The sequence below is a fragment of the Curtobacterium sp. MCBD17_008 genome (assembly GCF_003234475.1).
Lineage (GTDB): Bacteria > Actinomycetota > Actinomycetes > Actinomycetales > Microbacteriaceae > Curtobacterium.
Window position 1 is genome coordinate 90,852 of record NZ_QKTK01000003.1, and the last position, 23,304, is coordinate 114,155.

Consider the following 23,304-nt stretch of genomic DNA (forward strand, 5'->3'; position numbering starts at 1 on the left):
GGTGTCGAGCAGGACGGTCACGCCCGCTCCCCACGCAGGTAGGCGCCGACACGTCCCTCGGCCGAGTGCCCCTCGTGGACGCGCTGGACCCGGCTCCCGATCCGGCAGACGACCTCCTCGCCGATCGTGTCGATCGCGCTCGCCCATTCCAGGACGGTCATCTCGCCGTCCTCGCCGGTGCCGAACAGGGTCACCGGGTCGCCGACGCGGACGTCGTCGTCACCGACGTCGACCAGGAACTGGTCCATGGCGACCCGGCCGGCGATCGGGTACCGCGTGCCGTTGACCGCCACCTCGACGCGCCCCTGCGCCGCCCGCGCCACGCCGTCCGCGTAGCCGACCGGGACGAGCGCCAGGGTGGTCTCGGCGTCGGTGCGGTACGTGTAGTCGTAGGAGACGCCCGTGCCGGCGGGGACGCGCTTCGTCTTCGCGACGGAGCTCGTGACCGTCATGACCGGTGTCAGACCGAGATCGGCGGCGGTGACCCCGTCGGCGCCCGGGATGCCGAACAGGTTCGCCCCCATCCGGACCATGTCCTTCCGGAACTCCTTGCGCTCGAGCCCGGCGAGCGAGGCGGCGACGTGCTCCCAGCGGATGTCGAGCCCGAGGTCCTCGGCCTGCTCCACCATCGCGTCGAAGTGCGCCACGGCAGCTGCGTCGTCCTCGTCGGACGACTCGGCCAGGTGCGTGTACGCCGCGACGACCTCGATGCGCCCGTCGCGCTGCGCGTCCCGGGCGGCCTCCACCAGCGCCGGCCAGGCGTCGGCGGTCGCGCCGTCCCGGTGCAGGCCGCTGTCGACGCCGAGGTGCACCCGGGCCGGTCGGTGGTCGACCGCGGCCACGATGCGCTGCAACTCGGCGACGTCCGAGACGCCGAGGTCGACGCCGGAGTCGACCGCGTCCCGGAAGTCCAGGCCGGGGTCGTGCTGCCACGTGAACAGCCGGACGTCCTCGCCGACGCCGATCGACCGGAGGCGCAGGGCAGCCGGGACCGTCAAGACCCCGATCCACCGGATGCCGGCGTCGACCGCGGTCAGGGCGATGGCCTCGAGCCCGTGGCCGTACGCGTCGGCCTTCATGACCGCCATCAGCTCGACGGGGTCCATCCACGAGCGGACGAGGTCCAGGTTGGCGCGGTAGGCGTCCAGGTCGATGACCGCGCGGCGGAGTGGTGCGCTCACGTCGTCCTCCGTTCCACGCTGCGGCCGACCCTGGCGACCATCTCGTAGTTGATCGTGCCGATCGCGTCGGCCCACTCCTCCACCGCCGGGTCGCCGTTCGCGGGGTCGCCCCAGACCACGGCCTCGTCCCCGACGGAGACGTCGGCGTCCCCGATGTCGATGTGCATCGCGTTCATCGCGATCCGGCCGACGACCGGGAACCGACGGTCACCGATGCGGACGGACACGGCGCCTCCGGCACCGCGGTCGAACCCGTCCGCGTACCCGAGACCGATCACGGCGAGCCGGGTGTCGTGCTCGGCACGCCACGTGTACCCGTACGAGACACCGTCACCCGCGGGCACGGGGACGATCCGGAGGACCGCGGCGGTCACCCGCATGGCGGGACGGAGTCCGAGGTCGGCCGAGGTGCGGTCCGGGAACGGGCTGAGCCCGTACAGCGCGAGTCCGACCCGGACCAGGTCGCGCCGGGTCTCCGGGAGCGCCAGGCTGCCGGCGCTCGCGGCGAGGTGCACGACCTCCGGCCGGATCCCGACCGCCGCCAGACCGTCCAGTGCCCGCTGCAGTGCGGCGTCCTGGTCGAGGTCGTCCACGCGCGACGCGTTCGACAGGTGGGACATGACCCCCTCGATCCGGGTGCGGTCCCCACCGCGGGCCAGTGCCGCCGCGGTCGCGAAGAGTTCGGGCCACTCCGACTCGACGGCGCCGTTGCGGCTCAGGCCGGTGTCCAGGACGAGGTGCACGGCCGGGACGTCGGCGTCGGCCGCGGTCGAGAGCTGCTCGACGCTCGACACCGCCGGGGTGATCCCGTACCGGGCCGCGCGGCGGAAGTCCTCGTCGGGGGCGTGCAGCCACGCGAGGATGCGGACGCCCTCGTCGATCCCGGCCTGCCGGAGCGCCACCGCCTCGTCGAGGTCGGCGACGCCGAGCCAGTCCGCGCCGGCGTCGACCAGTGCGCGGGCGACCTCGACGGCACCGTGGCCGTACCCGTCCGCCTTCACCACGCCGATGACGCCCGCCGGAGCGACCTGTTCCGCGACCGTCGCGTAGTTGGCGATGACAGCCTCCCGGTCGACGGTCACCCCCGTGAACGCGCTCACGCGGCCGCTCCTTCCGTTGCGGGCCGGTCCCGGCCCTCGATGACGACGAACGCCGTCGCGATCCCGCCGTCGTGGGACAGCGAGAGGTGCACGTGCGAGACGCCCCGGTCGTCCGCGACCCGCTGGGCGCCGGCGTGCAGCGTGAGCGACGGGTTGCGCTGGTCGTCCGCGACGACCTCGAGCTCACGCCAGCTCAGCCCGGCGCTCGACCCGAAGGCCTTCACGAGCGCCTCCTTCGCGGCGAACCGGGCGGCGAGCGACGCGATCGGACGGGGTTTACCGTCGCGCAGCTGCTCGGCGTCGGTGAACAGCCGCGTCCGCATCGCGGGCGTCCGTGCGAGCACCCGCTCGAACCGTTCCAGGTCGACCACGTCGACCCCGATGCCGATGATCACGTCCGACTACTCGACGGTGACCGACTTCGCGAGGTTGCGCGGCTGGTCGACGTCCAGGCCCTTGGCCGCGGCGAGCTCCATGCCGAACATGTGCAGCGGTGCCACGGCGAGCAGCGGCTCGAACAGGGGCGTCGCGAGCGGGATCCGGAGGACCTCGTCGGCGAAGGGCAGCACGGCGGCGTCGCCCTCCTCCGCGATGGCGATCACCCGGGCGCCGCGGGCGCGGATCTCCTGGATGTTCGACACGACCTTCGGGTGCAGCGAGCGGGCGTCGCGCGGGGACGGCACGATGACGAAGACGATCTGGCCGGGCTCGATGAGCGCGATCGGACCGTGCTTGAGCTCACCGGCGGCGAAGCCCTCGGCGTGGATGTACGCGAGCTCCTTGAGCTTGAGGGCGCCCTCGAGGGCGATCGGGTACCCGACGTGGCGGCCGAGGAACAGCACGCTCCGGGTGTCCGCCATCCACTTGGCCAGCTCGGCGACACCGGAGGCGTCCTCGATGGTCTGCTGGAGCTTCTCCGGCAGTCCCTCCAGTTCGGCGACCTGGGTGGCGATCTGCTCGGCGGTCAGCGTGCCGCGGAGCGTGGCGAGGTGCAGGCCGAGCAGGTACAGCGCGACGCCCTGCGCCAGGAACGCCTTCGTCGACGCGACCGCGACCTCCGGTCCGGCGTGCGTGTAGATCACCGCGTCGGACTCGCGCGGGATCGTGGCGCCCTGGGTGTTGCAGATCGAGAGGACCTGCGCGCCCTGTTCGCGGGCGTACTTGACGGCCATGAGCGTGTCCATCGTCTCGCCGGACTGGCTGATGGAGACGACCAGGGTGCGGTCGTCGAGCACCGGGTCGCGGTAGCGGAACTCGTGCGCGAGCTCGACCTCGACGGGGACGCGTGCCCACTGCTCGATCGCGTACTTGCCGAGCATGCCGGCGTAGGCCGCGGTCCCGCAGGCGATGACGATGACGCGGTCCACCTGCTGCAGCCGCTCGGCGATCGGGTCGAGGTCGGTCAGCGTGATCGCGCCCTCGTGCACGCGGCCGAGGATCGTGTTGCGCACGGCCTCGGGCTCCTCGCTGATCTCCTTCGCCATGAACGAGGACCATCCGCCCTTGTCGGCGGCGGAGGCGTCCCAGTTCACCTCGAACTCGCTCGGCTCGGCAGGGGTGCCGTCGAAGTGGATGACGTCGACGCCGTCCGGACGGATCGTGGCGATCTCGTCCTGACCGATCGACAGGGCCCGCTGCGTGTACGCGACGAACGCGGCGACGTCCGAACCCATGAAGTTCTCGCCGTCGCCGAGACCCACCACGAGGGGCGAGTTGCGACGGGCGCCGACGACGACGCCCGGCTGGTCGGCGTGCACGACGAGCAGGGTGAACGCGCCCTCGAGGCGGGCCACCGTGCGTCGCATCGCCTCGGTCAGGTCGTGCGTCTCGCGGAACTCGCGCGCGACGAGGTGCGCGGCGACCTCGGAGTCGGTCTCGCTCTCGAAGGTGACACCCTCGGCGAGCAGCTCGTCCTTGAGCGGGGCGAAGTTCTCGATGATGCCGTTGTGGATGAGGGCGAGCTTGCCGCCGTCGGCCAGGTGCGGGTGCGCGTTGCCGTCGGTCGGGCCGCCGTGGGTCGCCCAGCGGGTGTGGCCGATGCCGGTGCCGCCGTCGGGGACGGGGTTCGCCTCGAGCTCGTCGACGAGCATCTGGAGCTTGCCGGCCTTCTTCGCCGAGGTCATGTCACCGGCGGGGTCGATCACGGCGATGCCCGCCGAGTCGTAGCCGCGGTACTCGAGACGGCGGAGGCCCCCGAGGAGGACGTCCGTGCTGCTGTTGCTGCCGACGTAGCCGACGATTCCACACATGGGACCGATCCTACGGGCAGTGCCGGGAGCACCCTGCGAGCCGCCCCGGAGGCGGGGGTAGCTTCCGACCATGGGACGCTTCGACGACATCGCCATCACCACCCTGCAGGGCGAGCAGACCACCTTCGGCTCGTATGCCGACAAAGCCGTGCTCGTGGTGAACGTCGCGTCACGCTGCGGCCTCGCCCCGCAGTACGAACAGCTCGAGCAACTCCAGCGGACCTACGGGCCGCGGGGCTTCACCGTCCTCGGCTTCCCGAGCAACCAGTTCCTCCAGGAACTCGGTTCGTCGGAGGCCATCGAGGAGTACTGCTCCGCCACCTGGGGCGTGACCTTCCCGATGTCCGAGAAGGTCAAGGTGAACGGCGGCAGCGCGCACCCGCTCTACAAGGAGCTGAAGCAGACGCCGGACGCTGCGGGCAAGGCCGGTCGCGTCGCGTGGAACTTCGAGAAGTTCCTCGTGGCGCCGGACGGCACGGTCACGCGCTTCCGGCCGACGACGAAGCCGGACGCTCCCGAGGTCGTCGCCGCCATCGAAGCGGCACTCCCCGCCTGACGGGCGGGTGCCGGACGGGAGGCTCGCTCCACCGGACCGTCGTCGCGGGCGGTTGTCGGGCCTCCCGGCTGGGTACGCTCGACCCCATGCCGATCCCGGAGACGACCGTCGCGCACCCCACTCCCTTCGTGGAGATCCCCCGGGACGAGTGGTCGCAGCTCGCGCCGAAGGAGCACCTCTCCCTCACCGAGACCGAGATCGTGCAGCTGCGCGGCCTGGGCGACCGCCTCGACATCACCGAGGTGCAGGACGTCTACCTGCCGCTCTCCCGGCTCCTGACGCTGTACGCCGCCGGCGCACGCGACCTGCACGCCGAGACGAGCCGGTTCCTCGGCGAGCGTGCGAGCCGGACCCCGTTCGTGATCGGCGTCGCCGGGTCGGTCGCGGTCGGCAAGAGCACCGTCGCGCGCCTCCTCCGCGAGCTGACGAAGCGGTGGCCGGACACCCCCCGCGTCGAGCTCGTGACGACCGACGGCTTCCTGTACCCGAACGCGGAACTCGAGCGCCGCGGGATCATGGACCGCAAGGGCTTCCCGGAGTCGTACGACCGTCGTTCGCTCCTCCGGTTCGTCAGCAACGTGAAGAGCGGTGCCGCCGAGGTCCGGGCGCCGTACTACTCGCACCTGGTCTACGACATCGTGCCCGACGCGGAGATCGTCGTGCGGCAGCCGGACATCCTCATCGTCGAGGGGCTGAACGTGCTCGCGCCACCGGTGCACGGACGCCTGGCCCTGTCCGACCTGTTCGACTTCACGATCTACGTCGACGCGAAGACGAAGGACATCGAGTCCTGGTACGTCGACCGGTTCCTGGCGTTGCAGGAGCAGGCGTTCTCGAGCCCGGACTCGTTCTTCCACCGCTTCGCCGAGCTGTCCCGCGAGGACGCCGTCCGCACCGCGACCGAGGTGTGGCGGGCGATCAACGAGCCGAACCTGCTCGAGAACGTCCTGCCGACCCGCTCCCGGGCGACCCTCGTGCTCAAGAAGGCCGCCGACCACAAGGTGACGAGCGTCCTGCTCCGCAAGATCTGACCGCGTCCCGCGGTGCCTGCCGTCCCGCGGTGCCTGCCGTCCCCGCGGTGCCTGCCGTCCCGCGGTGTCTGCCGTCCCCGCACAACAGAAGCCCGTCCGAACCACGCGAGTGCGCAGTTCGGACGGGCTTCTGTTGTGCGGATGCGATCCACGCCAGCGGGGCGCGCGCGGCCGGCGCGGCCGGCGCGGCCGACGCAGGCCCGAGCCCGCGCGGCTACGCGGCGTCGAGCGTCAGGCGCGCACGCACGACGTCGGCGAGCTCCTCGGCGACGCGCTGGGCGTCCTCCTGCGAGGCCGCCTCGACCATCACGCGGACGACCGGCTCCGTGCCGGAGGGACGCAGCAGCACGCGACCGGAGTCACCGAGTGCGTCGGTGGCGGCGGTGATAGCGTCCTGGACGCCCTGGTCGTCGAGCCCGTGGCGGTCGACGCCCTTCACGTTGAGGAGCACCTGCGGGAACACCGTCATGCACGCGGCGAGCTCACCGAGCGTCTTGCCGGTGCGCGCCATCTCCGCCACGAGGTGGAGGCCCGTCAGGACCCCGTCGCCGGTCGTCGCGTAGTCGCTGAAGATGATGTGGCCGGACTGCTCGCCACCGAGCGAGAACCCGCCCTCGGTCATCTTCTCGAGGACGTACCGGTCCCCGACACCGGTCTCGAGGACCGTGATGCCCGCGTCCGCCATGGCCCGCTTGAGCCCGAGGTTCGACATCACCGTGGCGACGAGGGTGTCGTCGACCAGGCGTCCGCGCTCCTTGAGGGACAGCGCGAGGATCGCCATGATCTGGTCGCCGTCCACCGCGTTGCCGTCGGCGTCCACGGCGAGGCAGCGGTCGGCGTCACCGTCGTGCGCGATGCCCACGTCGGCGCCGGCCTCGAGGACCGCGCGCGCGAGGTTGTCGATGTGGGTCGAGCCGACGCCGTCGTTGATGTTGATGCCGTTCGGGTCGGCACCGATGAGCGTGACCTTCGCACCCGCGTTGACGAACACCTCGGGCGAGACCCCGGAGGCGGCACCGTTGGCGCAGTCGAGCACGACGTGGATCCCGTCGAGTCGGTGCGGCAGCGTGCCGAGCAGGTGGACCACGTAGCGGTCCTCGGCGTCGGCGAAGCGCGTGATGCGCCCGACCTCGGCACCGGTGGGGGTCGGTGCGGACTGGTCGTGCATGGCCGCTTCGATGCGGTCCTCGACCTCGTCCGGCAGCTTGCGACCACCAGCGGCGAAGAACTTGATCCCGTTGTCCGGGGCGGGGTTGTGCGAGGCGGAGATCATCACGCCGAAGTCGGCGTCGACGTCCGCGACCAGGTACGCCGCTGCGGGGGTGGGGATGACCCCGGCGTCGAGGACGTCGACGCCGGCGGAGGCGAGCCCGGCTGCCACGGCGGCACCCAGGAACTCGCCGGAGACGCGCGGGTCACGCGCGAGCACGGCCCGGGGGCGCGTGCGACCGGACGCTCGACGAGCGTCCGCGTGGTGTCCGTGCGTGAGCACGGCCGCGCTCGCCTGGGCAAGACCCAGTGCGAGCGCGGCCGTCAACTCGCCGTTGGCGAGGCCACGAACGCCGTCGGTACCGAACAGACGCGGCATGCGATCTCCCGCCGTCAGGCGATCAGCGCTTCGAGAACTGCGACGCCTTGCGGGCCTTCTTGAGACCGGCCTTCTTGCGCTCGATGACGCGGGCGTCACGGGTGAGGAAGCCGGCCTTCTTGAGGGTCGCGCGGTTGTTCTCGCGGTCGATCTCGTTCAGGGTGCGGGCGATGGCGAGACGGAGCGCGCCTGCCTGACCCGAGGGGCCGCCACCCGTGATGCGGGCGGTGACGTCGTAGGCGCCGAGGAGCTCGAGCACCTTGAACGGGTCGTTGATGAGCTGCTGGTGCAGCTTGTTCGGGAAGTAGTCCTCGAGCGTGCGGCCGTTCACCGAGAAGGTGCCGGAGCCGGGGACCAGGCGGACGCGCGCGATGGCCTCCTTGCGGCGACCGACGGCACCGCCCGAGACGTTGAGGATCTGACGGGGAGCCGCCTCCGACGCGACGGGCGCGCTCTCGGTGGTGAAGGTCTCCGGGGTCTGGTCGATGGAGTCAGCGATCTGAGCCATGAGTGTTTTCTCGTTCCTGGAAGTCGTCGTGGCCGCTGTTACTGCGAGACCTGGTCGAAGGTGTACGGCTTGGGCTGCTGCGCCGCGTGGGGGTGCTCAGCGCCTGCGTAGACCTTGAGCTTCTTGAGCTGCTCGCGACCGAGGGTGTTCTTCGGCAGCATGCCGCGGATCGCCTTCTCGACGGCGCGCGTCGGGTGCTTCTCGAGCATCTCCGGGTAGGTGGTGGCCGTGAGGCCGCCCGGGTAACCGGAGTGGCGGTAGTAGACCTTCTTGGCGAGCTTCGACCCGGTCAGGGCGACCTTGTCGGCGTTCACGATGATGACGTAGTCACCCATGTCCATGTGCTGGGCGAAGGTGGCCTTGTGCTTGCCGCGGAGGAGGGCGGCGACGTGCGAAGCGAGGCGGCCGAGCACGACGTCGGTCGCGTCGATGACGATCCAGTCGTGCTGGACGTCTGCCGGCTTCGGGGAGAACGTACGAGTCACAGGAGTGCTGCTTTCGTGTCGAGGTGAGGAGTCCGTGAATCCCACTCCGGTGGGCGTTCTCGCGGGCAGACGCCCGGCGAACGACCCGGTGGAGGGCCCATCTGACTGTCTGGCGCAACAGAGCGCGCAGACCAAGGTGAGAGTCTAGCGGACGTCGGAGCGCTCGGTCAACCGCGCCCGCCTCGCCGCACACGACGGACGGGAGGCGCGACCCGGGTGGGACCCGGCTCGCGCCTCCCGTCGGTGGTCGCGGTCAGCGCGGCGTCACTCGGCGCCGCCACCCGTCGTCCGGCGGCGACGGAGGGCGAGGAGCCCGCCACCGGCGGCCAGGAGGGCGAGCGCAGCCGCGAGGCCGCCCCCGATCTCCGCGCCGGTGAAGGCCAGGCCGTCACCCGCGCTCGGCGTCCCGGTCAGCCCGCCCGCGCCCGGGGTCGTCCCCCCGTCACCGGCGACGGGGCCCGCGGTCGGGTCACCAGCACCCGGGGTCGGGGTCGGGTCGGCCGCGCCCGGGACCGGCGTCGGCGTCGGCGTCGGGGTCGGGGTCGGCGTCGGGTCTGTGCCCGGGTCCGGCGTCGGGGTGGGCTCCGGCGTCGGGGTGGGCTCCGGTGTCGGGTCACCCGGCACCTCGGCCTCGGTCACGTCGAAGCCGACCAGGATCGGGTCGTGGTCGCTGGCGCGGTACACGTCGTCGCGGTACAGGTCCGACACGTTCACGTTGTACCGGCTGTACTCCAGGGCCACCGACTCGGTCGAGTTGATGTTCCAGATGTCCACGCCGGTCACGCTCGCGAGCGCCGCGGGCGAGGCCAGCACGTGGTCGAGGGACCCGCTCAGGCCGCTGAACACGTAGGAGTACTCCGACGCGTCCTGCGCCGGGGCGAGGTCGGTGTACCCGGCGTCGCGGAGCACCACCATCGGGTCCTCCTCGCTGTAGGCGTTGAAGTCACCGATCAGGAACGTCTTGTCGGTGCCGTACTGCTCCTGCATGGCGGTCGAGAAGGTCGCCAGCGCCCGCGCCTGTCGCACGCGGTCGGCGTTGGACGCCCCCTGCCCGTCGCCCTGGTCGGCGTTCTCGCCGGTGCCGGAGCCCTTCGACTTGAAGTGGTTCGCGATGACGAGGAAGTCGTCCTCCGCGGTGCCGCCGACCGGACGGAAGGCGTCGGCGACCGGCTGGCGGGCGTTCGTGAAGGCGGGGTCGAGCAGGATCGTCGACTCGCCGGTGGGGGCGACGCGGTCCTTCTTGTAGATGAGCGCCAGGCGGATCACGTCCTCGCTGGCCGGCACGACGGAGGGCGACTCCGCGTAGGCCCACGTGTCGGTGCCGGTCGCCGCGTTGAGGGCGGCGACGAGGGTCGCCACGGCCGCGTCGCGGTCCAGGCCGAAGCGGGCCGAGTTCTCGATCTCCTCGAGCGAGACCACGTCCGCGTCGAGGGCGTTGATCGCCTTCACGATCTTCACCTGCTGGCGGTCGAGGTCCTCCTGCTCGGCAGCACCACGGGCGTCGCAGCCCGAGTCCACCGTGATCGGGTCACCCGCGCGGTCCCGGTAGTACGTGCAGCCGGCCACCTCGTCGCCGGTCGTCGGGAAGTAGTTCAGGACGTTGAACCCAGCGAGCGTCAGGTCGCCGCCGACGCCCTCGGGCGTCGCGGTCCGGACGTCCGAGAACGTGGCGGGCAGGTCAGCCGCGGGGGTCGCACCCGTGATCGGCGTGGTCGGCTGGAACTTCCAGGCGTTGTTCCGGTAGTCGAGGACCACGGGGGCGGTGAACGTCGTGGTCGCACCGACCGTGACCGGTCCCGCGTTCGTCAACCACGGCACCGGGACCTCGCGGGCGGCCTGGTCCTGGCCGTCCCGCGGCAGGAAGTTCGTGCTCGCGCCGTCGTCGAGCGTCACCTTGCGCGCCGCGTTGTCGGCGGCGACCGCGGCGGCCTCGACGCTGCCCGGACGGGCGACCTCGGTCGGCTGCAGGAGTCGCCCCGTCCCCGTGGCGAGCGCGATCTCGCCGTACTGGTTCGTCGTGTAGTTGTCGGCGACCGTGTAGGAGCCCTGCGGGGCGACGAGCATGCTCTCGAGGGACTCCCGCGCGGCGTCCGTGCGGGGGAAGACCACGGCGGCCGGCTGCGGCGCGACGGCGGGCGTGCTGAGCATCCGGAGTCCGGCGGCGCTCGCGACGGTGAGCTCGGTCAGCCCGGAGAACTCGGACACCGTGCCGGTGAGCTCGACGTGGTCCCCGATCGCGACCTGACCGACGGTGGCCGCGGAGTAGACGAAGAGCCCGTCGGACGCGGTCCGCGTGGCGGGGTCGGTCGGGCCTCCCGTCCCGGGCGTCTGGATCGTGTAGCCGTTGAGGCCGCCGGTCGCGTACACGCCCGTGACCACGCCGCTCGTGACGACGGTCCTGCCGACGAACGGCGAGGTGTCGGTCGTGCCCTGGATCTCGGGGATGGTCGCGGCGACCGCAGGGGTGGCCGGTGGTGTGGTGCCGCCGTCACCCGGGGCGGGGGTCGCCCCGCCGCCGGCGGTCTGTCCGGCCGCGTTGCGCGGCGTCAGCGTCGTCGTGACGGTGAAGTCCGTGCCGTTGACGTCGGTGTCGGCCGTACCCGCCCGGACGAGGCCGTTCGGCACCGCGTTCGCCCCCGTCACGGTGCGGACCGTGCCCTCGAACGTGTTCGACGCCCCGTAGCCGAGCAGGTCGACCACGCCCGCGGTGCCCGTGGTGACCGGGCCCGCCGGCAGCGTCAGTGCTGCCGTGCGGTCGGCGAGGACGAGCGTGCCGGTCGTCCCGGACGGGTTGAACGATGCCGTGTCGTCGGCGGCGGGCAGGTCGGCCCCGGCGGGCGTGTCCCCGTTGCCCGCCATCGACACGAGGAAGGTGCCGTTCGCGGGGACGGTGCCCTCGAGGGCGCTCGTGCTGAACGCGCCGGTGCTGGCCGCCGCCCGGTACTGGAGCGACCACCCGCCGAGGGTGACGGGGCTGGCCGTCGGGTTGGCGATCTCGACGAACTTCTGGTTGAAGAACGCGTTCGCGCTGCCGCCCTTGAGGTACGCCTCGGCGATGACGAGTCCGGTACCCGCGGGGTTCGCGGTCGCGGCGGTGACGGTGACGAGCGGTGCGGCGAGCAGGGTCGCGGCAGCCGTGGCGCACAGCAGGGTGCGTCCGACGGTTCGGGGCATGAGGACCTTTGGTTCGTGGTCGAGAGGGATCCCGACGACGGTACGGTCCTGCGCGGGCGCACAGGTTACGAGCAGGTGAACCTTCCCCCCGGACGAGGGTCGACCGTCCGTTCTGCGACGGTGCGCTCGGTCGTCACGCCTCGATCGGCACCCACTCCGACCCGACCCGGTGCACCGCCGGACCGTGTCCGGGCAACACGATCGCCGGGTACGGCAGCACGCCCGCGGACTCCACGGCGAGCGCCTGGTCGGCCGTGAAGAACGGCGTGATCATGCGCGGCCGTGGTGCCCACGAGGCCGGCTGGGTGTCGTGGTGGGTGACGACGGCGTCGCCCGTGACGATCGCATCGGCGGCCGGCAGCAGGTACGCGGTGGACCCGGCGGTGTGGCCGGGCGCGGGCAGCGGGGTCATCGCGCGACCGTCGAAGTCCCGCGCGGTGAACGCCCGCGCGGACGGGACGGTGGTCGGCCGGAGCGCGTCCGAGGCGATCGCACGCCCGAGCCACCGCAGCACCCGGGGAGCGGCGAGCCGTCCGCCGATCTCGGCCGGGGTGACCTGCTGGCGCCCCGGTCCACGGACGTTGGCGAGTTCGTCGGCGTGCGCGAGGACCTCGACGTGCGGGTGACGCTCGAGGATCCCGGGCAGGCCGCCGACGTGGTCCACGTGGCCGTGGGTGACGTACACGCGGCGGAGCTCGTCGAGGTCGTGGCCGGCGAGCAGCACGCTGTCCAGGACGAGGTCGGTGTCGGCCGGGTACCCCGCGTCGATGAGGGCGACGCCGTCCTCCTCGGCGAGGACGACCCAGTTGGACACCGGCCCCTCGACGAACACCACGCCGGGTGCGACGGAGACGACGGAGCGCGGAGCACGAGGAGCCATGCCCCGACGGTAGCGCCCTGCGCCGGGACGCGACGCGGGTGCCTGCCGCTCAGTCGCCGGGCCGGTGTCCCTCCGCGTCGCGACGGGCGCGTGTCTGCACGGCACGGGCCTCCAGGGCGTCGTCGTCGGGGTACCCGACCTCCGTCAGGGTGAGCCCACGGGCCGGGGCGACCGTGAAGGCGCTCGTGCGCTCGGCGGCGATCCGCAGCGCGTCGAGCCGGTCCGGCGTCAGGCGGCCCTCGCCGACGGCGAGGCAGCCGCCCACCATGGCGCGCACCATGGAGTGGCAGAAGGCGTCGGCCTGGAGGCTCGCCACGAGCACGCCGTCCGGCTCGCGGTCCCAGCGGAACTCCTGCAGGGTCCGGATGGTGGTCGCGCCCTCACGCGGCTTGCAGAACGCCGCGAAGTCGTGCAGCCCGAGCAGGCGGAGCGCACCGCGCTCCATCACCGCCCGGTCCAGGCGCCCCGGGTACCAGGTCGTGTGTCCGCGACGGAGCGGGTCACGGGCGGCATCGAGGTCGGCGACCCGGTACCGGTACCGCCGCCAGATCGGTGAGAACCGCGCGTCGAACCCCGGCGGGGCGACCGACGCCCGGGTGACGACGACGTCCCCGTCCGGCCCGGCGAGCCCGTTCAGGCGGCGGACCAGCCCGGCGAAGGGGTCCCGCGTGGTGCCGTCGGCGGCGGGACGGCGGGGACGGGAGAGCGCGGCCCACTGCTCGTCGCTGAGGTCGAGGTGCGCGACCTGCCCGGTGGCGTGCACACCGGCGTCGGTGCGGCCGGCGACCGTGAGCTGCGGCGGTGTGCCCCAGCGGGTGAAGACGGTGGCGAGGGCGGACTCGAGTGCGCCCTGCACGGTCCGGAGTCCGGGCTGTCGGGCCCACCCGGAGAACGCAGCTCCGTCGTAGGCGATGTCGAGCCGCAGCCGCACGCCGGCCTTGCCCTCGGTCCGGCCGGTCTCGCTCACACCTCCACGGTACCGACGTCAGCGCGACGTCAGTGCCGTGTGAGTGCCGGTCGGCAGGGTCGTCTCCGAACACGACGTCGACGGAAGGACACGACGATGACCACGACACCGCTCGCGGTGGAGGCCACTGGCCTCGTGAAGACGTTCGGCAGCAACCGGGCTGTGGACGGTGTCGACCTCCGCGTGGAGGCCGGCACGGTCTACGGGGTGCTCGGTCCGAACGGCGCCGGCAAGACGACCACGATCAGCATGCTCGCGACCCTGCTCCGCCTGGACGGGGGTGAGGCGCGGGTGTTCGGGCACGACGTCCACCGGGAGCCCCACGTCGTCCGGCAGCTCATCGGTGTGACCGGCCAGTACGCGAGCGTCGACGAGACCCTGAGCGCGACCGAGAACCTCGTCGTCTTCGGTCGGCTGCTCGGGCTGTCCCGGGCGGAGGCGAAGCGCAAGACCACCGAACTGCTCGAGCGGTTCGGCCTCAGCGAGGCCGCTCGGCGTCCGCTCCGCGGGTTCTCCGGCGGCATGCGCCGACGGCTCGACCTCGCGGCGAGCCTCATCGCGCAGCCGCCGCTCATCTTCCTCGACGAGCCGACGACGGGCCTCGACCCGCGCACCCGGGCGCAGATGTGGGACACCGTCCGAGACCTCGTCGCGACGGGGTCCACGGTGCTGCTCACGACGCAGTACCTGGACGAGGCCGACCAGCTCGCGGACCGCATCGCCGTGATCGACCACGGCAGGGTGGTCGCAGAGGGCACGAGCGACGAACTGAAGGCATCGGTCGGCACGGCGTCCCTGCAGCTCCGCATCGCCGATGCCACGCCTGCACGGATGTCCGAGGCGTCCGAGCTGGTGCACCGCGTGCTCGGCACCCCTGCGCTCGCGAGCCCCGAGGGCTCCCGCCTCACCGCACCGATGGCGGACCCGGACCGCGTCACCGACCTGCTCGTCGCGTTCCGCGACGCCGAGCTCTCCCTGGCCGAGATGAGCGTGCAGAAGCCGACGCTCGACGAGGTCTTCCTGCAGATCACCGGCACACCGACCACCCCGGCGGCCGAGGCCGACCGCGCGCTCGAAGGGAGCATCGCATGACCACGACCACCGCGCCCGACCTGGGCACCACCGCACCGCGGATCACACCCCGGCCGGGGATCGGCGGCTCCGGGCTCGCCGCGACCGCACGGCAGTCACTGACCATGGCGTACCGCGGGCTCGTGAAGGTCCGCCGGACGCCCGAGCAGCTGTTCGACGTGACACTCATGCCGATCGTGTTCACCGTGATGTTCACCTACATCTTCGGCGGCGCGATCGCCGGCGACGTCAGCAGCTACCTGCCGATCATCATCCCCGGCATCCTCGTGCAGACGAACATCACGTCGTCGATCGTCACCGGCGTCCAACTCCGCGAGGACATGGACAAGGGCGTGTTCGACCGGTTCCGCTCGCTGCCCATCGCCCGCATCGCCCCGCTCGCCGGAGCACTGCTCGCCGACACCGTGCGGTACGCGATCGCGACGACCATCACGTTCACGGTCGGGTTCGCCATGGGGCTGCGGCCGGCGGGCGGCTTCGGTGCGGTCGTGCTCGCCGGACTGCTCGTCGTGGTGGTCGCGTGGGCGATCAGCTGGGTCTTCGCCTACTTCGGTGTCGTCGCCCGCACCGCGTCGAGCGTCTCGGGCATCTCGAACCTCGTGCTCTTCCCGCTGACGTTCCTCTCGAACGCGTTCGTCCCCGCGGACACGTTGCCGGACTGGCTGCACTGGTTCTCCGACGTCAACCCGATCTCGCACCTCATCACGGCCGTCCGGGACCTCGTGAACTCCGGCTCGGTCGGCGGTGACCTGTGGCTGAGCCTGCTCGGCGCAGCGGTGGTCGTCGCGGTGTTCGCCCCGCTCACGGTGCGTGCGTACATGCGGAAGGCCTGATCGCCTCCAGCACCGCTCGCGCGGCGGCGACGGCCTCGGCCCGGCTCTGTCCGGTCGAGGCCGTCGCCGCGTCCGCCAGGCGCTGCTCGCCGACGGTCGCCGCGAGGACCGCCCGGGTGCGACCGTGCCCGAGGACCGCGAAGTCCTGCCGAGCGCCGAGGCGCACCGCACTCCCCCACGCCGCGGCGACGAGTTCGGGATCGACGTCCCGCCCGACCGCCTCGAGGGCGGCCCCGAGCAGGGCGGTGCCGGCCACCGGCAGGTCGTTCCACATCGACGGCATGCGGAGCGCGACCAAGGCGCTCACCCGGACCCGTCGGGCGACGTCGGCACGCGCCTCCCGGCCGTCGTCCTGGAGGCCCGGTCCGGCCCCGGCGGGGCGGTCCGGCTCCGGCGTCGGGTCGCGCTGCGCCGCCTCGTCCTGCACGGCGAGCAGGGCGGCACCGACCACCATCGTCCACTGCCCGGCGTCACGCTGGTGCGGCACGACCGCGTCCAGCGCCCGGCGGTACTCTACCGCGGCGAGGGCGGGGTCTCCCGCGCTCCGCGCCACCTCCGCGGAGATGGCGTGCGCGAGGACCGTCATCTGGGCGCGGTCACCGACCGCCCCGGGTCCGCCGACCGCGCTGCCACCGCCGCGGGGGTCGCTCGGACGGCTCGTGAGCTCGGATGCCACCCGGCGGGCGCGCGCGGCGTCACCGGTCGCCGCCGCGCTGAGGCCGACGCTCCACCCGACCTCGACCAGGTCGTCCTCGGCGCCGAACTGCTCCAGCCGGTCCCGCGCGACCTCGGCCGCGGCGAGGGCCTGCGCGTACCGCCCGGTCTGCGCGGAGAGCTGTGCGACGGAGACGGCGGCGGAGCCGGTCGTCCACAGGTCGCCGACGCGCTCGGCGAGGGTGCGCGCGCGGGTAGCGTGCGCGAGGGCACGCTCGAGTTCGCCGTCGTTCTCGGCGAGCGGTGCGCTGAGCAGGTTCGCGAGGCAGGCGACCCCGGCGTCCGGGTCCTCGCGGAAGCGGGCGAGCTGCGCGTCGCCGACCGCCCGTCGTCCGAGGGTGAGGAGCAGCTCGGCCTGCGCGTCGACGATGCCGACCCCGGTCGGTCCGTCGCGGACGAGTCGGCGGAGGCCGGCCCGCGCGCGCGCCGAGGTGCGGCGGTCGGTGAACGCGGCGGTGGCGCAGGCGATGACGAGCCCGAGGACCGCCGGCGTCCGGACCGCGGGCTCCGGCGGTGCGGCGCGGAGCACGGGGACGACGTCCGCGGCGAGCGTCGCGACCTCGCCGTGCGCGCCGCGGAACGACCAGTACCCGGCCAGCGCCGAGAAGAGCGGCGCGACGGCGACCGGGTCCTCGTCGCGCAGGCTCCAGCGGAGCAGGGTGACGAGGTTGTCGGCCTCACGCTCGATGACGCGGAAGCGCTGCAGCTGGTCGTCGGTGCGGACCGTGAACAGGTCGTTCACGGCGGCGAGCCTGCTGCCCCATCGGACCATCGCGCTCCGGACGGCCGCGGTCGCGCCCGACGCGTCGAGGCGTGCGGCCCCGAACTCGCGGACGGTCTCGAGCAGGCGGTAGCGGACCGGTTCGCCCTCGCGCTCCAGGAGCTGGACGAGTGACTGCTCCACGAGCTCCGCCAGGTCGTCGAGGGCGTCGTCGGCGCGGTCCGGCGCGGCGACCGCTTCGACCGCACCCACGGACAGCCCGTCCGGGAAGAGCGCCAGCCGGGTGAGGAGGTCGCGCGCACCGTCGTCGAGCAGCCGCCAGCTCCACTCGATCACGGCGAGGAGGGTGCGGTGCCGCTCGGGAGCCGAACGGTCGCCGCCACGGAGCAGGGCGAAGCGGTCGTCGAGTCGGCGCTCGATGTCGTCGACGCTCATGCCGCGGATGCGCGCCGCCGCGAGCTCGATCGCCAGCGGAGAACCGTCGAGCCGCGTGCAGATCCGTCGGACTGCGTCGACCGGCAGCACCGCGCCCGGTCGGGCCGCCCGTGCCCGGTCGGTGAAGAGCCGGACCGCGGCACCGTCCGCCTCGACGGGCAGCGGGGCCAGGGGTGCGACGACCTCGCCGGCGACAGCCAGCGGGGCCCGCGACGTCGTGAGCACGCGGAGGTCCGGGTGCTCGGCGAGCAGGTCCGCGGTGAGGGCGGCCACCGGCTCGAGCAGGTGCTCGCAGTTGTCGAGCACGAGCAGGGTCGGTTCCTCGCCGAGTGCGCGGGACACCCGGGTACGGAGGTCGGCCGTGACCGCGTCCCGGAGGCTGCGAGCCCCGCGGACCTCGGCGATCCCGAGCAGGGAGCCGAGGGCGGGCAGGACGTCCTCGCCGGTGGTGAGCGGCGCGAGTTCGACGACCACGACACCGCACGCCGGCGGGACCGTCGCCGCGGCGGCCTGTGCGAGACGGGTCTTCCCGAGCCCACCGGCACCGAGGATCGTGACCAACCGCTCGGTGGCCAGGAGCCGCGTGACGGTGGCGAGGTCCGCCTCCCGGCCGACGAGGGCGTTCGGCGCGGCCCGGAGCCCGACGCGTCGGGCGGTCCCGGAGACGGACCCGGCGCTGCGGAGCACCTCGGCGTTCAGGCGCACCAGCGCCGCGGACGGGTCGGCGCCGAGCTCGTCGGACAGCCGGTCGCGGTGGGAGGCGAACGCGGCGAGTGCTTCCGGGGCGTGTCCACCGTCGGCGAGCGCCCGGACGAGTCCGAGGACGGCGGTCTCGTCGAACGGGTCGGCGGCGGTCTCCTCCCGCCAGAGGGCTGCGGCGGCATCGAGGTCGCCCGAGCGCTGCAGGACGACGGCCAGCCGTCGGCGGAGGTCCCGGCGCACGCCGGCTGCGCGACCGGCGAGCGTGTCGGCCGTGCCGCCCTCGAGGTCGCCCCCGGGCTCGCCGCGCCAGCGGTCCAACGCCGTCTGGAGGGCCACGGCGTCCGGCTCCCCACGGAGGACGCGCTCGGCGGCGCCGAGGTCGGTCGCGTCCGGGTCGATCCCGAGTGCGTACCCGGCGGACGTCGAGACGACCAGGCCGTCGACGGTGGCCCGACGGAGTCGCGAGACGAGCGTCTGGAGCGCGGCGCGCGCGCCGCGGGGAGGATCGTCGCCCCACAGGTCGTCGATGAGCGATTCCGTGGTGACGGCCCGTCCGTGTGCGAGGACCAGGGCGACCAGGAACGTCCGGGCGAGGGCACCGGCGACCGGGACGAGTGCACCGGACGGGGTCTCCGCCAGGACCGGGCCCAGGACGGCGATGCGGGGCGCGGACACGGGAGGAGTCTAGGTCGGCGCGACGGACACGGGTCGGTACCGGACCGTGATGTGCGCTCGCGTCCGACTCGGTCGCGCGTCTCCATACTGAACACATGCACAAGAAGACCGTCACAAGGGGGGTCGTGGCCGTCGCACTCCTGGCTGCGCTGAGCACCGGCATGACCGCCTGCACACCCACGACGAGCGCCGACCCGAGGCCCACCCCGACCGACGCCAGCCCCTCCTCGTCACCGACCCCGGAGCACACGCCCGCCACGACCGACTTCGGCACCGAGCCCTCCGCCGGCGACGCGCCCGCGTGCGACGCCCTCCTGCCGGACGACCTCGTCCGCGCGCTCGTCCCCGATGCCGAGCCCGTCGACGCCATCACCGAACTGGCCCACCCGGCCGCCACGTGGAACGCCACCAGGCTCACCGGCGGGACGGGATGCTGGGCGTCCAACGGCAGCTCCCCGCTGGACGACCGCGCCGCGCGCACGGCCGACGAGCCCGCCTACGAGGGCGTCCGAGTCGCCGTGCTCCCGGACGCCGCTGCCGCGTTCCGGACCGCCGGCACCGACGCGACCGCTCCGGCGGAGAGCGCGACCACGGTGCGCTGCGCCGCGAGTGATGCCGCACGGGTGTACTGCAACGGTGGTGTGCTCGCCGGGACGGCCTGGGTCGACGTCGCGGTCGTGCGTCTGCAGACCGCCTCGGACGCCACCCCCGAGGCGATGCAGCCCGAGTACGAAGCGCTCCTCGAGCACGTTCGGGAGACCGTCGCCGCGTCCCCGGCTGCATCGGTGGACGGCGACGACTCGGACGACTGGTCGTTCACCGACTGCACGACGGACGGGGTCGCGGCCGTCGCCGACACCACCCTCCGCGACTCGGTGACGCTGACCGACACCCCGCCGACCATCGACGAGTTCGCCCAGAGCCGGGTCGGCGGCAGCACGTGCCGCTTCGTCGGCCCGGAGTACGCCACGGGCGCGGTGTACGCCTCGGTCCCGGACAGCGGGTGGGTCGTCGAGCAGCGGCTCGCGGCGGGCACCGTCGACCGCGACGGACGGATCGACCTGCCGGGGCTCGGCGCACGCGACGCCGCATGGCGCACGTGTGACGAGCTCGCCTGCACGGTCGACGTGGTGCACGACCGCACCTGGACGCAGTACCTCCTGACGACCGAGGCGGCATCGGACACCGCCGCCGCGGTCGAGCGGTGGGCGGCGTCGTCGTTCGGCTCGTGACGCGTCGGCGTCAGCCCCGCTGACCGCCGTGCCCGCGTCGGCGCACGAGCCGGTCGCGGATGCTCGTCGGCTCGGCAGGGCCGGTCTCGGTGTCGGCGTCCCGGGTCGCCCGGCGCTCCGACTCGACGATGCCGCGGAGCGCCACCAGCGCCGTGGCGGTCACGGCGACGTCCGACGGGAACTCGTGCGAGGCGTCGAGCGCCTGCTCGAGCTCCGCGATCGCCCGGTCGCCCTCGTCCGGCGGGTGGTCGCCACGGACCATCGACGCGACCTGCCGGATGGCGTACACGAGCGGCGTCGTGAACGCCTCGTCCGGACGTCCGAGGTTCGCCGACACCGGACCGGAACGGGCCACCAGCTCCGTCAGGTCGGTCGTGTACCAGGCGACGCGCTCGAGCGCGCGGAAGCGGGCGCCGTCGCGCTGCAGGCGGGCACGTGAGCCGCGGAGCGCACCGCGGGGGTTGATGCGGCGGCTCTCCTGGGCGATCGACACCCGAGCCCGGACGTCGGCGATGGCACGGTCGAGGCGGTCCTGCGCCTGGTCCCACGCGCGCTCGTCACGCTCGCCCTGTTCGAGCACGTCCGCCAGGCCGTCCAGGTGCGTGGCGAGGACGGTGTTCACCTGGTCGATGCGACGCTCGGCGTCCCAGAAGTGCAGGGGCGGGAACACCAGGAAGTTCACGAGGAGCCCGACCACCACGCCGACGGCCATCTGCACCAGGTACCCGAGCGAGTACCCCTCGGCGTGTGCACCGCCGACGAGCAGGACGAAGAGCGCCGCCGTCGACACCCAGGAGCTCCCCTCGCCGAGGACCCGGAACCCGCCGACGAGGACGCCGACGCCGACCGTGATCGCCACGGCCAGGACCCCGGGGTCGCCGAGCCACATCGTGAAGGCGGCGACCGCGATGCCGAGCGCGATCCCGACCAGGGTCTGCAGCCCGCTCCGGAGTCCGGCGAACACCGTCGTCTGCATCGCCACGACCGCACCGAGCGGGGCGTAGTAGGGGTACTCCGCTGCCACACCGGGCACGTTCTGCGCGACCAGCCAGGCGATGGTGGCCGCCGCAGCCGCCTTCGCGGCGTGCAGCAGCCGGGGCTGCGTGCCGGAGTCCCGGCTCCACCGCCACAGTCGGGTGCCGACGCCGGCGACGTGCTGGAACTGCATCGGGTACCTCGTCTCTCGGTCGGCACGATGTGGGGGCGGACGCTGGTCGGGCCTCCCGGGCCTCCCGGGCCTCCCGGGTCTGCCGGGCCCGCCGGGTGGTCCGAACCGCGTGGTCAGGAGCCTGCACGGTGGAACAGGAAGGCCCCTGCAGCAGACGCTGCAGGGGCCTTCCTGTGGTGCGGTGCGACTACTTGGACGCGCCCGCGGCGTCGTCCGACTTCGCAGCGGCGTCGGCCTCGACCTCGGCAGCAGCGTCGGTCGTGGTCTCGTCGGCGACCGGGGTCGACTCCTCGGTGGTCTCGGTCTCCTCGACCGGGGCCGCCGTGGTCTCCTCGGACGTGGTGTCCTCGGCGACCGGCGCAGCGGCGGCCGGGGCAGCGTTGCGCGTGACGGGAGCCGGCGAGCTCGAGACGGGCTCGAGGACGAGCTCGATCGAGGCGAGCGGCGCGTTGTCGCCCTTGCGGAAGCCGAGCTTCGTGATGCGGGTGTAGCCGCCCTGGCGGTCGGCCACCTGCGGCGCGATCTCCGTGAACAGCGTGTGCACGACGGTCTTGTCGCGCAGGGCCGCGATCACGCGACGACGCGCGTGCAGGTCGCCGCGCTTCGCGAACGTGATGAGCCGCTCGGCGACCGGACGGAGGCGCTTGGCCTTCGTCTCGGTCGTCGTGATGCGACCGTGCGTGAAGAGGGCGTTGGCGAGGTTGCTCAGGAGCAGGCGCTCGTGGGCGGGACCGCCACCGAGGCGGGGGCCCTTGGTGGGCTTCGGCATGTCAGTTCTCCAGTGGTGATGGTGGTGCGCCCCGTGTCAGGAGCGCGTGCGCGTCAGCGCGAGGTCAGTTGCTGGACTCGTCCTCGTCGTACCCGCTGTAGAAGTGGGCACCGTCGAATCCGGGGACGGTGTCCTTGAGGGACAGGCCGAGCTCGGTGAGCTTGTCCTTGACCTCGTCCACCGACTTCTGACCGAAGTTGCGGATGTTCATGAGCTGCGTCTCCGACAGGGCGACGAGCTCGGACACCGTGTTGATGCCCTCCCGCTTGAGGCAGTTGTAGCTGCGCACCGACAGGTCGAGGTCCTCGATCGGGGTCTGCAGCTCGTTCGAGAGCACGGCGTCGACCGGCGCGGGGCCGATCTCGATGCCCTCGGCCGCCGTGTTCAGCTCGCGGGCGAGACCGAACAGCTCGACCAGCGTGCGACCGGCCGACGCGATGGCGTCGCGCGGCGTGATCGCGGGCTTCGACTCGACGTCGACGACCAGGCGGTCGAAGTCCGTGCGCTCACCGGCACGCGTCGCCTCGACGCGGTAGGTGACCTTGAGCACGGGCGAGTAGATCGAGTCGATCGGGATCTGACCGGCCTCGCTGAACTCCGAGCGGTTCTGGGTCGCCGAGACGTAGCCGCGGCCACGCTCGATCGTCAGCTCCAGCTCGAAGCGCGCGGAGTCGTTCAGGGTCGCGATGACGAGGTCCGGGTTGTGGATCTCGACACCGGCCGGGGCGGAGATGTCCGCCGCGGTGACCTGGCCCGCACCCTGCTTGCGCAGGTAGGCGGTGATCGGCTCGTCGTGCTCGCTGGAGACGACCAGGCTCTTGATGTTCAGGATGATCTCGGTGACGTCCTCCTTGACACCGGGAACGGTGCTGAACTCGTGGAGGACACCGTCGATGCGGATGCTCGTGACGGCAGCACCGGGGATGGACGAGAGGAGCGTGCGGCGCAGCGAGTTGCCGAGGGTGTAGCCGAAGCCCGGCTCGAGCGGTTCGATGACGAAGCGCGAGCGGAACTCGGAGATCGACTCCTCGTTCAGGGTGGGGCGCTGTGCAATGAGCACTGTGGAATTCCTTTCGGCGAAGTGTCCGCTATATGACACTTGGCGGTACGACGGGGCCGGCCGGGCCCCGACGGGTCTGTTTCAGTTGTGATCACGCGCACTGGAGTGCGCGATCGAACGACCAGGAATGGCCGACCCCGCTCGTCCCGGTCAGGGAACGAGCGGGGAACGGCCGGTTGCTCCT

The 23,304-nt window shown here is 72.7% G+C and carries 19 protein-coding genes; 5 read left to right on the forward strand and 14 right to left on the reverse strand.

Features of this window, described 5'->3' with window-relative positions; translation table 11 throughout:
* Positions 1-17 precede the first annotated feature (17 nt).
* From alr (DEI95_RS03860) to glmS, 4 genes are read right to left on the reverse strand one after another with little or no spacing between them, the layout of a single operon-like run.
* Positions 18-1,181 carry an alanine racemase gene (gene alr / locus DEI95_RS03860; RefSeq protein ID WP_181420293.1) on the reverse strand — a complete coding sequence of 388 codons (1,164 nt, stop codon included), beginning with the start codon at positions 1,179-1,181 and terminating at the stop codon, positions 18-20.
* On the reverse strand, positions 1,178-2,281 hold the full coding sequence (gene alr, locus DEI95_RS03865; RefSeq protein ID WP_111059445.1) for an alanine racemase: 1,104 nt from the start codon (positions 2,279-2,281) through the stop codon (positions 1,178-1,180). The genes alr (DEI95_RS03860) and alr (DEI95_RS03865) overlap by 4 nt, the downstream gene beginning before the upstream one ends.
* Entirely contained in the window at positions 2,278-2,676 is a 399-nt protein-coding gene (locus DEI95_RS03870; protein WP_111059446.1) for a holo-ACP synthase, read from the reverse strand. Before DEI95_RS03870 ends, alr (DEI95_RS03865) begins: the two co-directional genes overlap by 4 nt.
* Before the next feature lie 6 nt (positions 2,677-2,682).
* A complete protein-coding gene (gene glmS / locus DEI95_RS03875; protein WP_110889265.1) occupies positions 2,683-4,530 on the reverse strand; it encodes a glutamine--fructose-6-phosphate transaminase (isomerizing) in 1,848 nt (615 codons plus the stop codon).
* Positions 4,531-4,600: 70 nt separating this feature from the next.
* On the opposite strand from glmS, the gene DEI95_RS03880 reads away from it, so the two are divergent.
* Both DEI95_RS03880 and coaA read left to right on the forward strand, forming a co-directional pair.
* Entirely contained in the window at positions 4,601-5,086 is a 486-nt protein-coding gene (locus DEI95_RS03880) for a glutathione peroxidase (protein ID WP_111059447.1), read from the forward strand.
* Positions 5,087-5,172: 86 nt separating this feature from the next.
* Positions 5,173-6,117 carry a type I pantothenate kinase gene (gene coaA / locus DEI95_RS03885; RefSeq protein WP_110824218.1) on the forward strand — a complete coding sequence of 315 codons (945 nt, stop codon included), beginning with the start codon at positions 5,173-5,175 and terminating at the stop codon, positions 6,115-6,117.
* A gap of 214 nt (positions 6,118-6,331) precedes the next feature.
* On the opposite strand, the gene glmM is transcribed toward coaA, so the two are convergent.
* The 6 genes from glmM to DEI95_RS03915 all read right to left on the reverse strand — a co-directional run bounded on the left by glmM (position 6,332) and on the right by DEI95_RS03915 (position 13,719).
* Positions 6,332-7,705: a phosphoglucosamine mutase gene (gene glmM, locus DEI95_RS03890; RefSeq protein WP_111059448.1), complete on the reverse strand. Its 1,374-nt coding sequence runs from the start codon at positions 7,703-7,705 to the stop codon at positions 6,332-6,334.
* Positions 7,706-7,727: 22 nt separating this feature from the next.
* On the reverse strand, positions 7,728-8,213 hold the full coding sequence (gene rpsI, locus DEI95_RS03895; RefSeq protein ID WP_110824220.1) for a 30S ribosomal protein S9: 486 nt from the start codon (positions 8,211-8,213) through the stop codon (positions 7,728-7,730).
* 38 nt (positions 8,214-8,251) lie between these two features.
* The gene (gene rplM, locus DEI95_RS03900) at positions 8,252-8,698 is read right to left on the reverse strand and encodes a 50S ribosomal protein L13 (protein WP_110824221.1); all 447 of its coding nucleotides are present in this window, start codon (positions 8,696-8,698) and stop codon (positions 8,252-8,254) included.
* 264 nt (positions 8,699-8,962) lie between these two features.
* Positions 8,963-11,872 (reverse strand): ExeM/NucH family extracellular endonuclease, encoded by a 2,910-nt coding sequence (locus tag DEI95_RS03905; protein WP_111059449.1) that lies wholly within the window; start codon positions 11,870-11,872, stop codon positions 8,963-8,965.
* Between the two features lie 133 nt (positions 11,873-12,005).
* Positions 12,006-12,752: an MBL fold metallo-hydrolase gene (locus DEI95_RS03910; protein ID WP_110900417.1), complete on the reverse strand. Its 747-nt coding sequence runs from the start codon at positions 12,750-12,752 to the stop codon at positions 12,006-12,008.
* 49 nt (positions 12,753-12,801) lie between these two features.
* Positions 12,802-13,719, reverse strand: a complete 918-nt coding sequence (locus DEI95_RS03915; RefSeq protein WP_258367444.1) for a tRNA pseudouridine(38-40) synthase TruA — start codon at positions 13,717-13,719, stop codon at positions 12,802-12,804.
* A 96-nt stretch (positions 13,720-13,815) separates the two neighbouring features.
* Between DEI95_RS03915 and DEI95_RS03920 the strand changes: the two genes are divergently transcribed.
* Together DEI95_RS03920 and DEI95_RS03925 are read left to right on the forward strand one after the other, a co-directional pair.
* Positions 13,816-14,811, forward strand: a complete 996-nt coding sequence (locus DEI95_RS03920; RefSeq protein WP_111059450.1) for an ATP-binding cassette domain-containing protein — start codon at positions 13,816-13,818, stop codon at positions 14,809-14,811.
* Positions 14,808-15,644 carry an ABC transporter permease gene (locus DEI95_RS03925; RefSeq protein WP_111059451.1) on the forward strand — a complete coding sequence of 279 codons (837 nt, stop codon included), beginning with the start codon at positions 14,808-14,810 and terminating at the stop codon, positions 15,642-15,644. Before DEI95_RS03920 ends, DEI95_RS03925 begins: the two co-directional genes overlap by 4 nt.
* Here DEI95_RS03925 and DEI95_RS03930 read toward each other — a convergent pair.
* Positions 15,613-18,891 carry a BTAD domain-containing putative transcriptional regulator gene (locus DEI95_RS03930; protein ID WP_111059452.1) on the reverse strand — a complete coding sequence of 1,093 codons (3,279 nt, stop codon included), beginning with the start codon at positions 18,889-18,891 and terminating at the stop codon, positions 15,613-15,615. The genes DEI95_RS03925 and DEI95_RS03930 overlap by 32 nt on opposite strands.
* Before the next feature lie 95 nt (positions 18,892-18,986).
* On the opposite strand from DEI95_RS03930, the gene DEI95_RS03935 reads away from it, so the two are divergent.
* Positions 18,987-20,123, forward strand: a complete 1,137-nt coding sequence (locus DEI95_RS03935; RefSeq protein WP_146243585.1) for a hypothetical protein — start codon at positions 18,987-18,989, stop codon at positions 20,121-20,123.
* A gap of 10 nt (positions 20,124-20,133) precedes the next feature.
* Here the strand turns inward: DEI95_RS03935 and DEI95_RS03940 are convergent, their stop codons facing one another.
* The 3 genes from DEI95_RS03940 to DEI95_RS03950 all read right to left on the reverse strand — a co-directional run bounded on the left by DEI95_RS03940 (position 20,134) and on the right by DEI95_RS03950 (position 23,120).
* Positions 20,134-21,291 carry an aromatic acid exporter family protein gene (locus DEI95_RS03940; RefSeq protein WP_111059454.1) on the reverse strand — a complete coding sequence of 386 codons (1,158 nt, stop codon included), beginning with the start codon at positions 21,289-21,291 and terminating at the stop codon, positions 20,134-20,136.
* 187 nt (positions 21,292-21,478) lie between these two features.
* Positions 21,479-22,060, reverse strand: coding sequence for a 50S ribosomal protein L17 (gene rplQ, locus DEI95_RS03945; RefSeq protein ID WP_111059455.1), 582 nt, complete (start codon positions 22,058-22,060; stop codon positions 21,479-21,481).
* 64 nt (positions 22,061-22,124) lie between these two features.
* Complete coding sequence (locus tag DEI95_RS03950) at positions 22,125-23,120, reverse strand: DNA-directed RNA polymerase subunit alpha (RefSeq protein WP_110824226.1); 996 nt, start codon at positions 23,118-23,120, stop codon at positions 22,125-22,127.
* Between the last annotated feature and the right edge of the window lie 184 nt (positions 23,121-23,304).

Bases quoted from the DNA above. Each gene is read 5' to 3' on its own strand.
- glmS (WP_110889265.1), bottom strand. From the start codon at position 4,530: ATGTGTGGAATCGTCGGCTACGTCGGCAGCAACAGCAGCACGGACGTC.
- DEI95_RS03880 (WP_111059447.1), top strand. From the start codon at position 4,601: ATGGGACGCTTCGACGACATCGCCATCACCACCCTGCAGGGCGAGCAG.
- coaA (WP_110824218.1), top strand. From the start codon at position 5,173: ATGCCGATCCCGGAGACGACCGTCGCGCACCCCACTCCCTTCGTGGAG.
- glmM (WP_111059448.1), bottom strand. From the start codon at position 7,705: ATGCCGCGTCTGTTCGGTACCGACGGCGTTCGTGGCCTCGCCAACGGC.
- rpsI (WP_110824220.1), bottom strand. From the start codon at position 8,213: ATGGCTCAGATCGCTGACTCCATCGACCAGACCCCGGAGACCTTCACC.
- DEI95_RS03905 (WP_111059449.1), bottom strand. From the start codon at position 11,872: ATGCCCCGAACCGTCGGACGCACCCTGCTGTGCGCCACGGCTGCCGCG.
- DEI95_RS03910 (WP_110900417.1), bottom strand. From the start codon at position 12,752: ATGGCTCCTCGTGCTCCGCGCTCCGTCGTCTCCGTCGCACCCGGCGTG.
- DEI95_RS03920 (WP_111059450.1), top strand. From the start codon at position 13,816: ATGACCACGACACCGCTCGCGGTGGAGGCCACTGGCCTCGTGAAGACG.
- DEI95_RS03925 (WP_111059451.1), top strand. From the start codon at position 14,808: ATGACCACGACCACCGCGCCCGACCTGGGCACCACCGCACCGCGGATC.
- DEI95_RS03935 (WP_146243585.1), top strand. From the start codon at position 18,987: ATGCACAAGAAGACCGTCACAAGGGGGGTCGTGGCCGTCGCACTCCTG.
- DEI95_RS03940 (WP_111059454.1), bottom strand. From the start codon at position 21,291: ATGCAGTTCCAGCACGTCGCCGGCGTCGGCACCCGACTGTGGCGGTGG.
- rplQ (WP_111059455.1), bottom strand. From the start codon at position 22,060: ATGCCGAAGCCCACCAAGGGCCCCCGCCTCGGTGGCGGTCCCGCCCAC.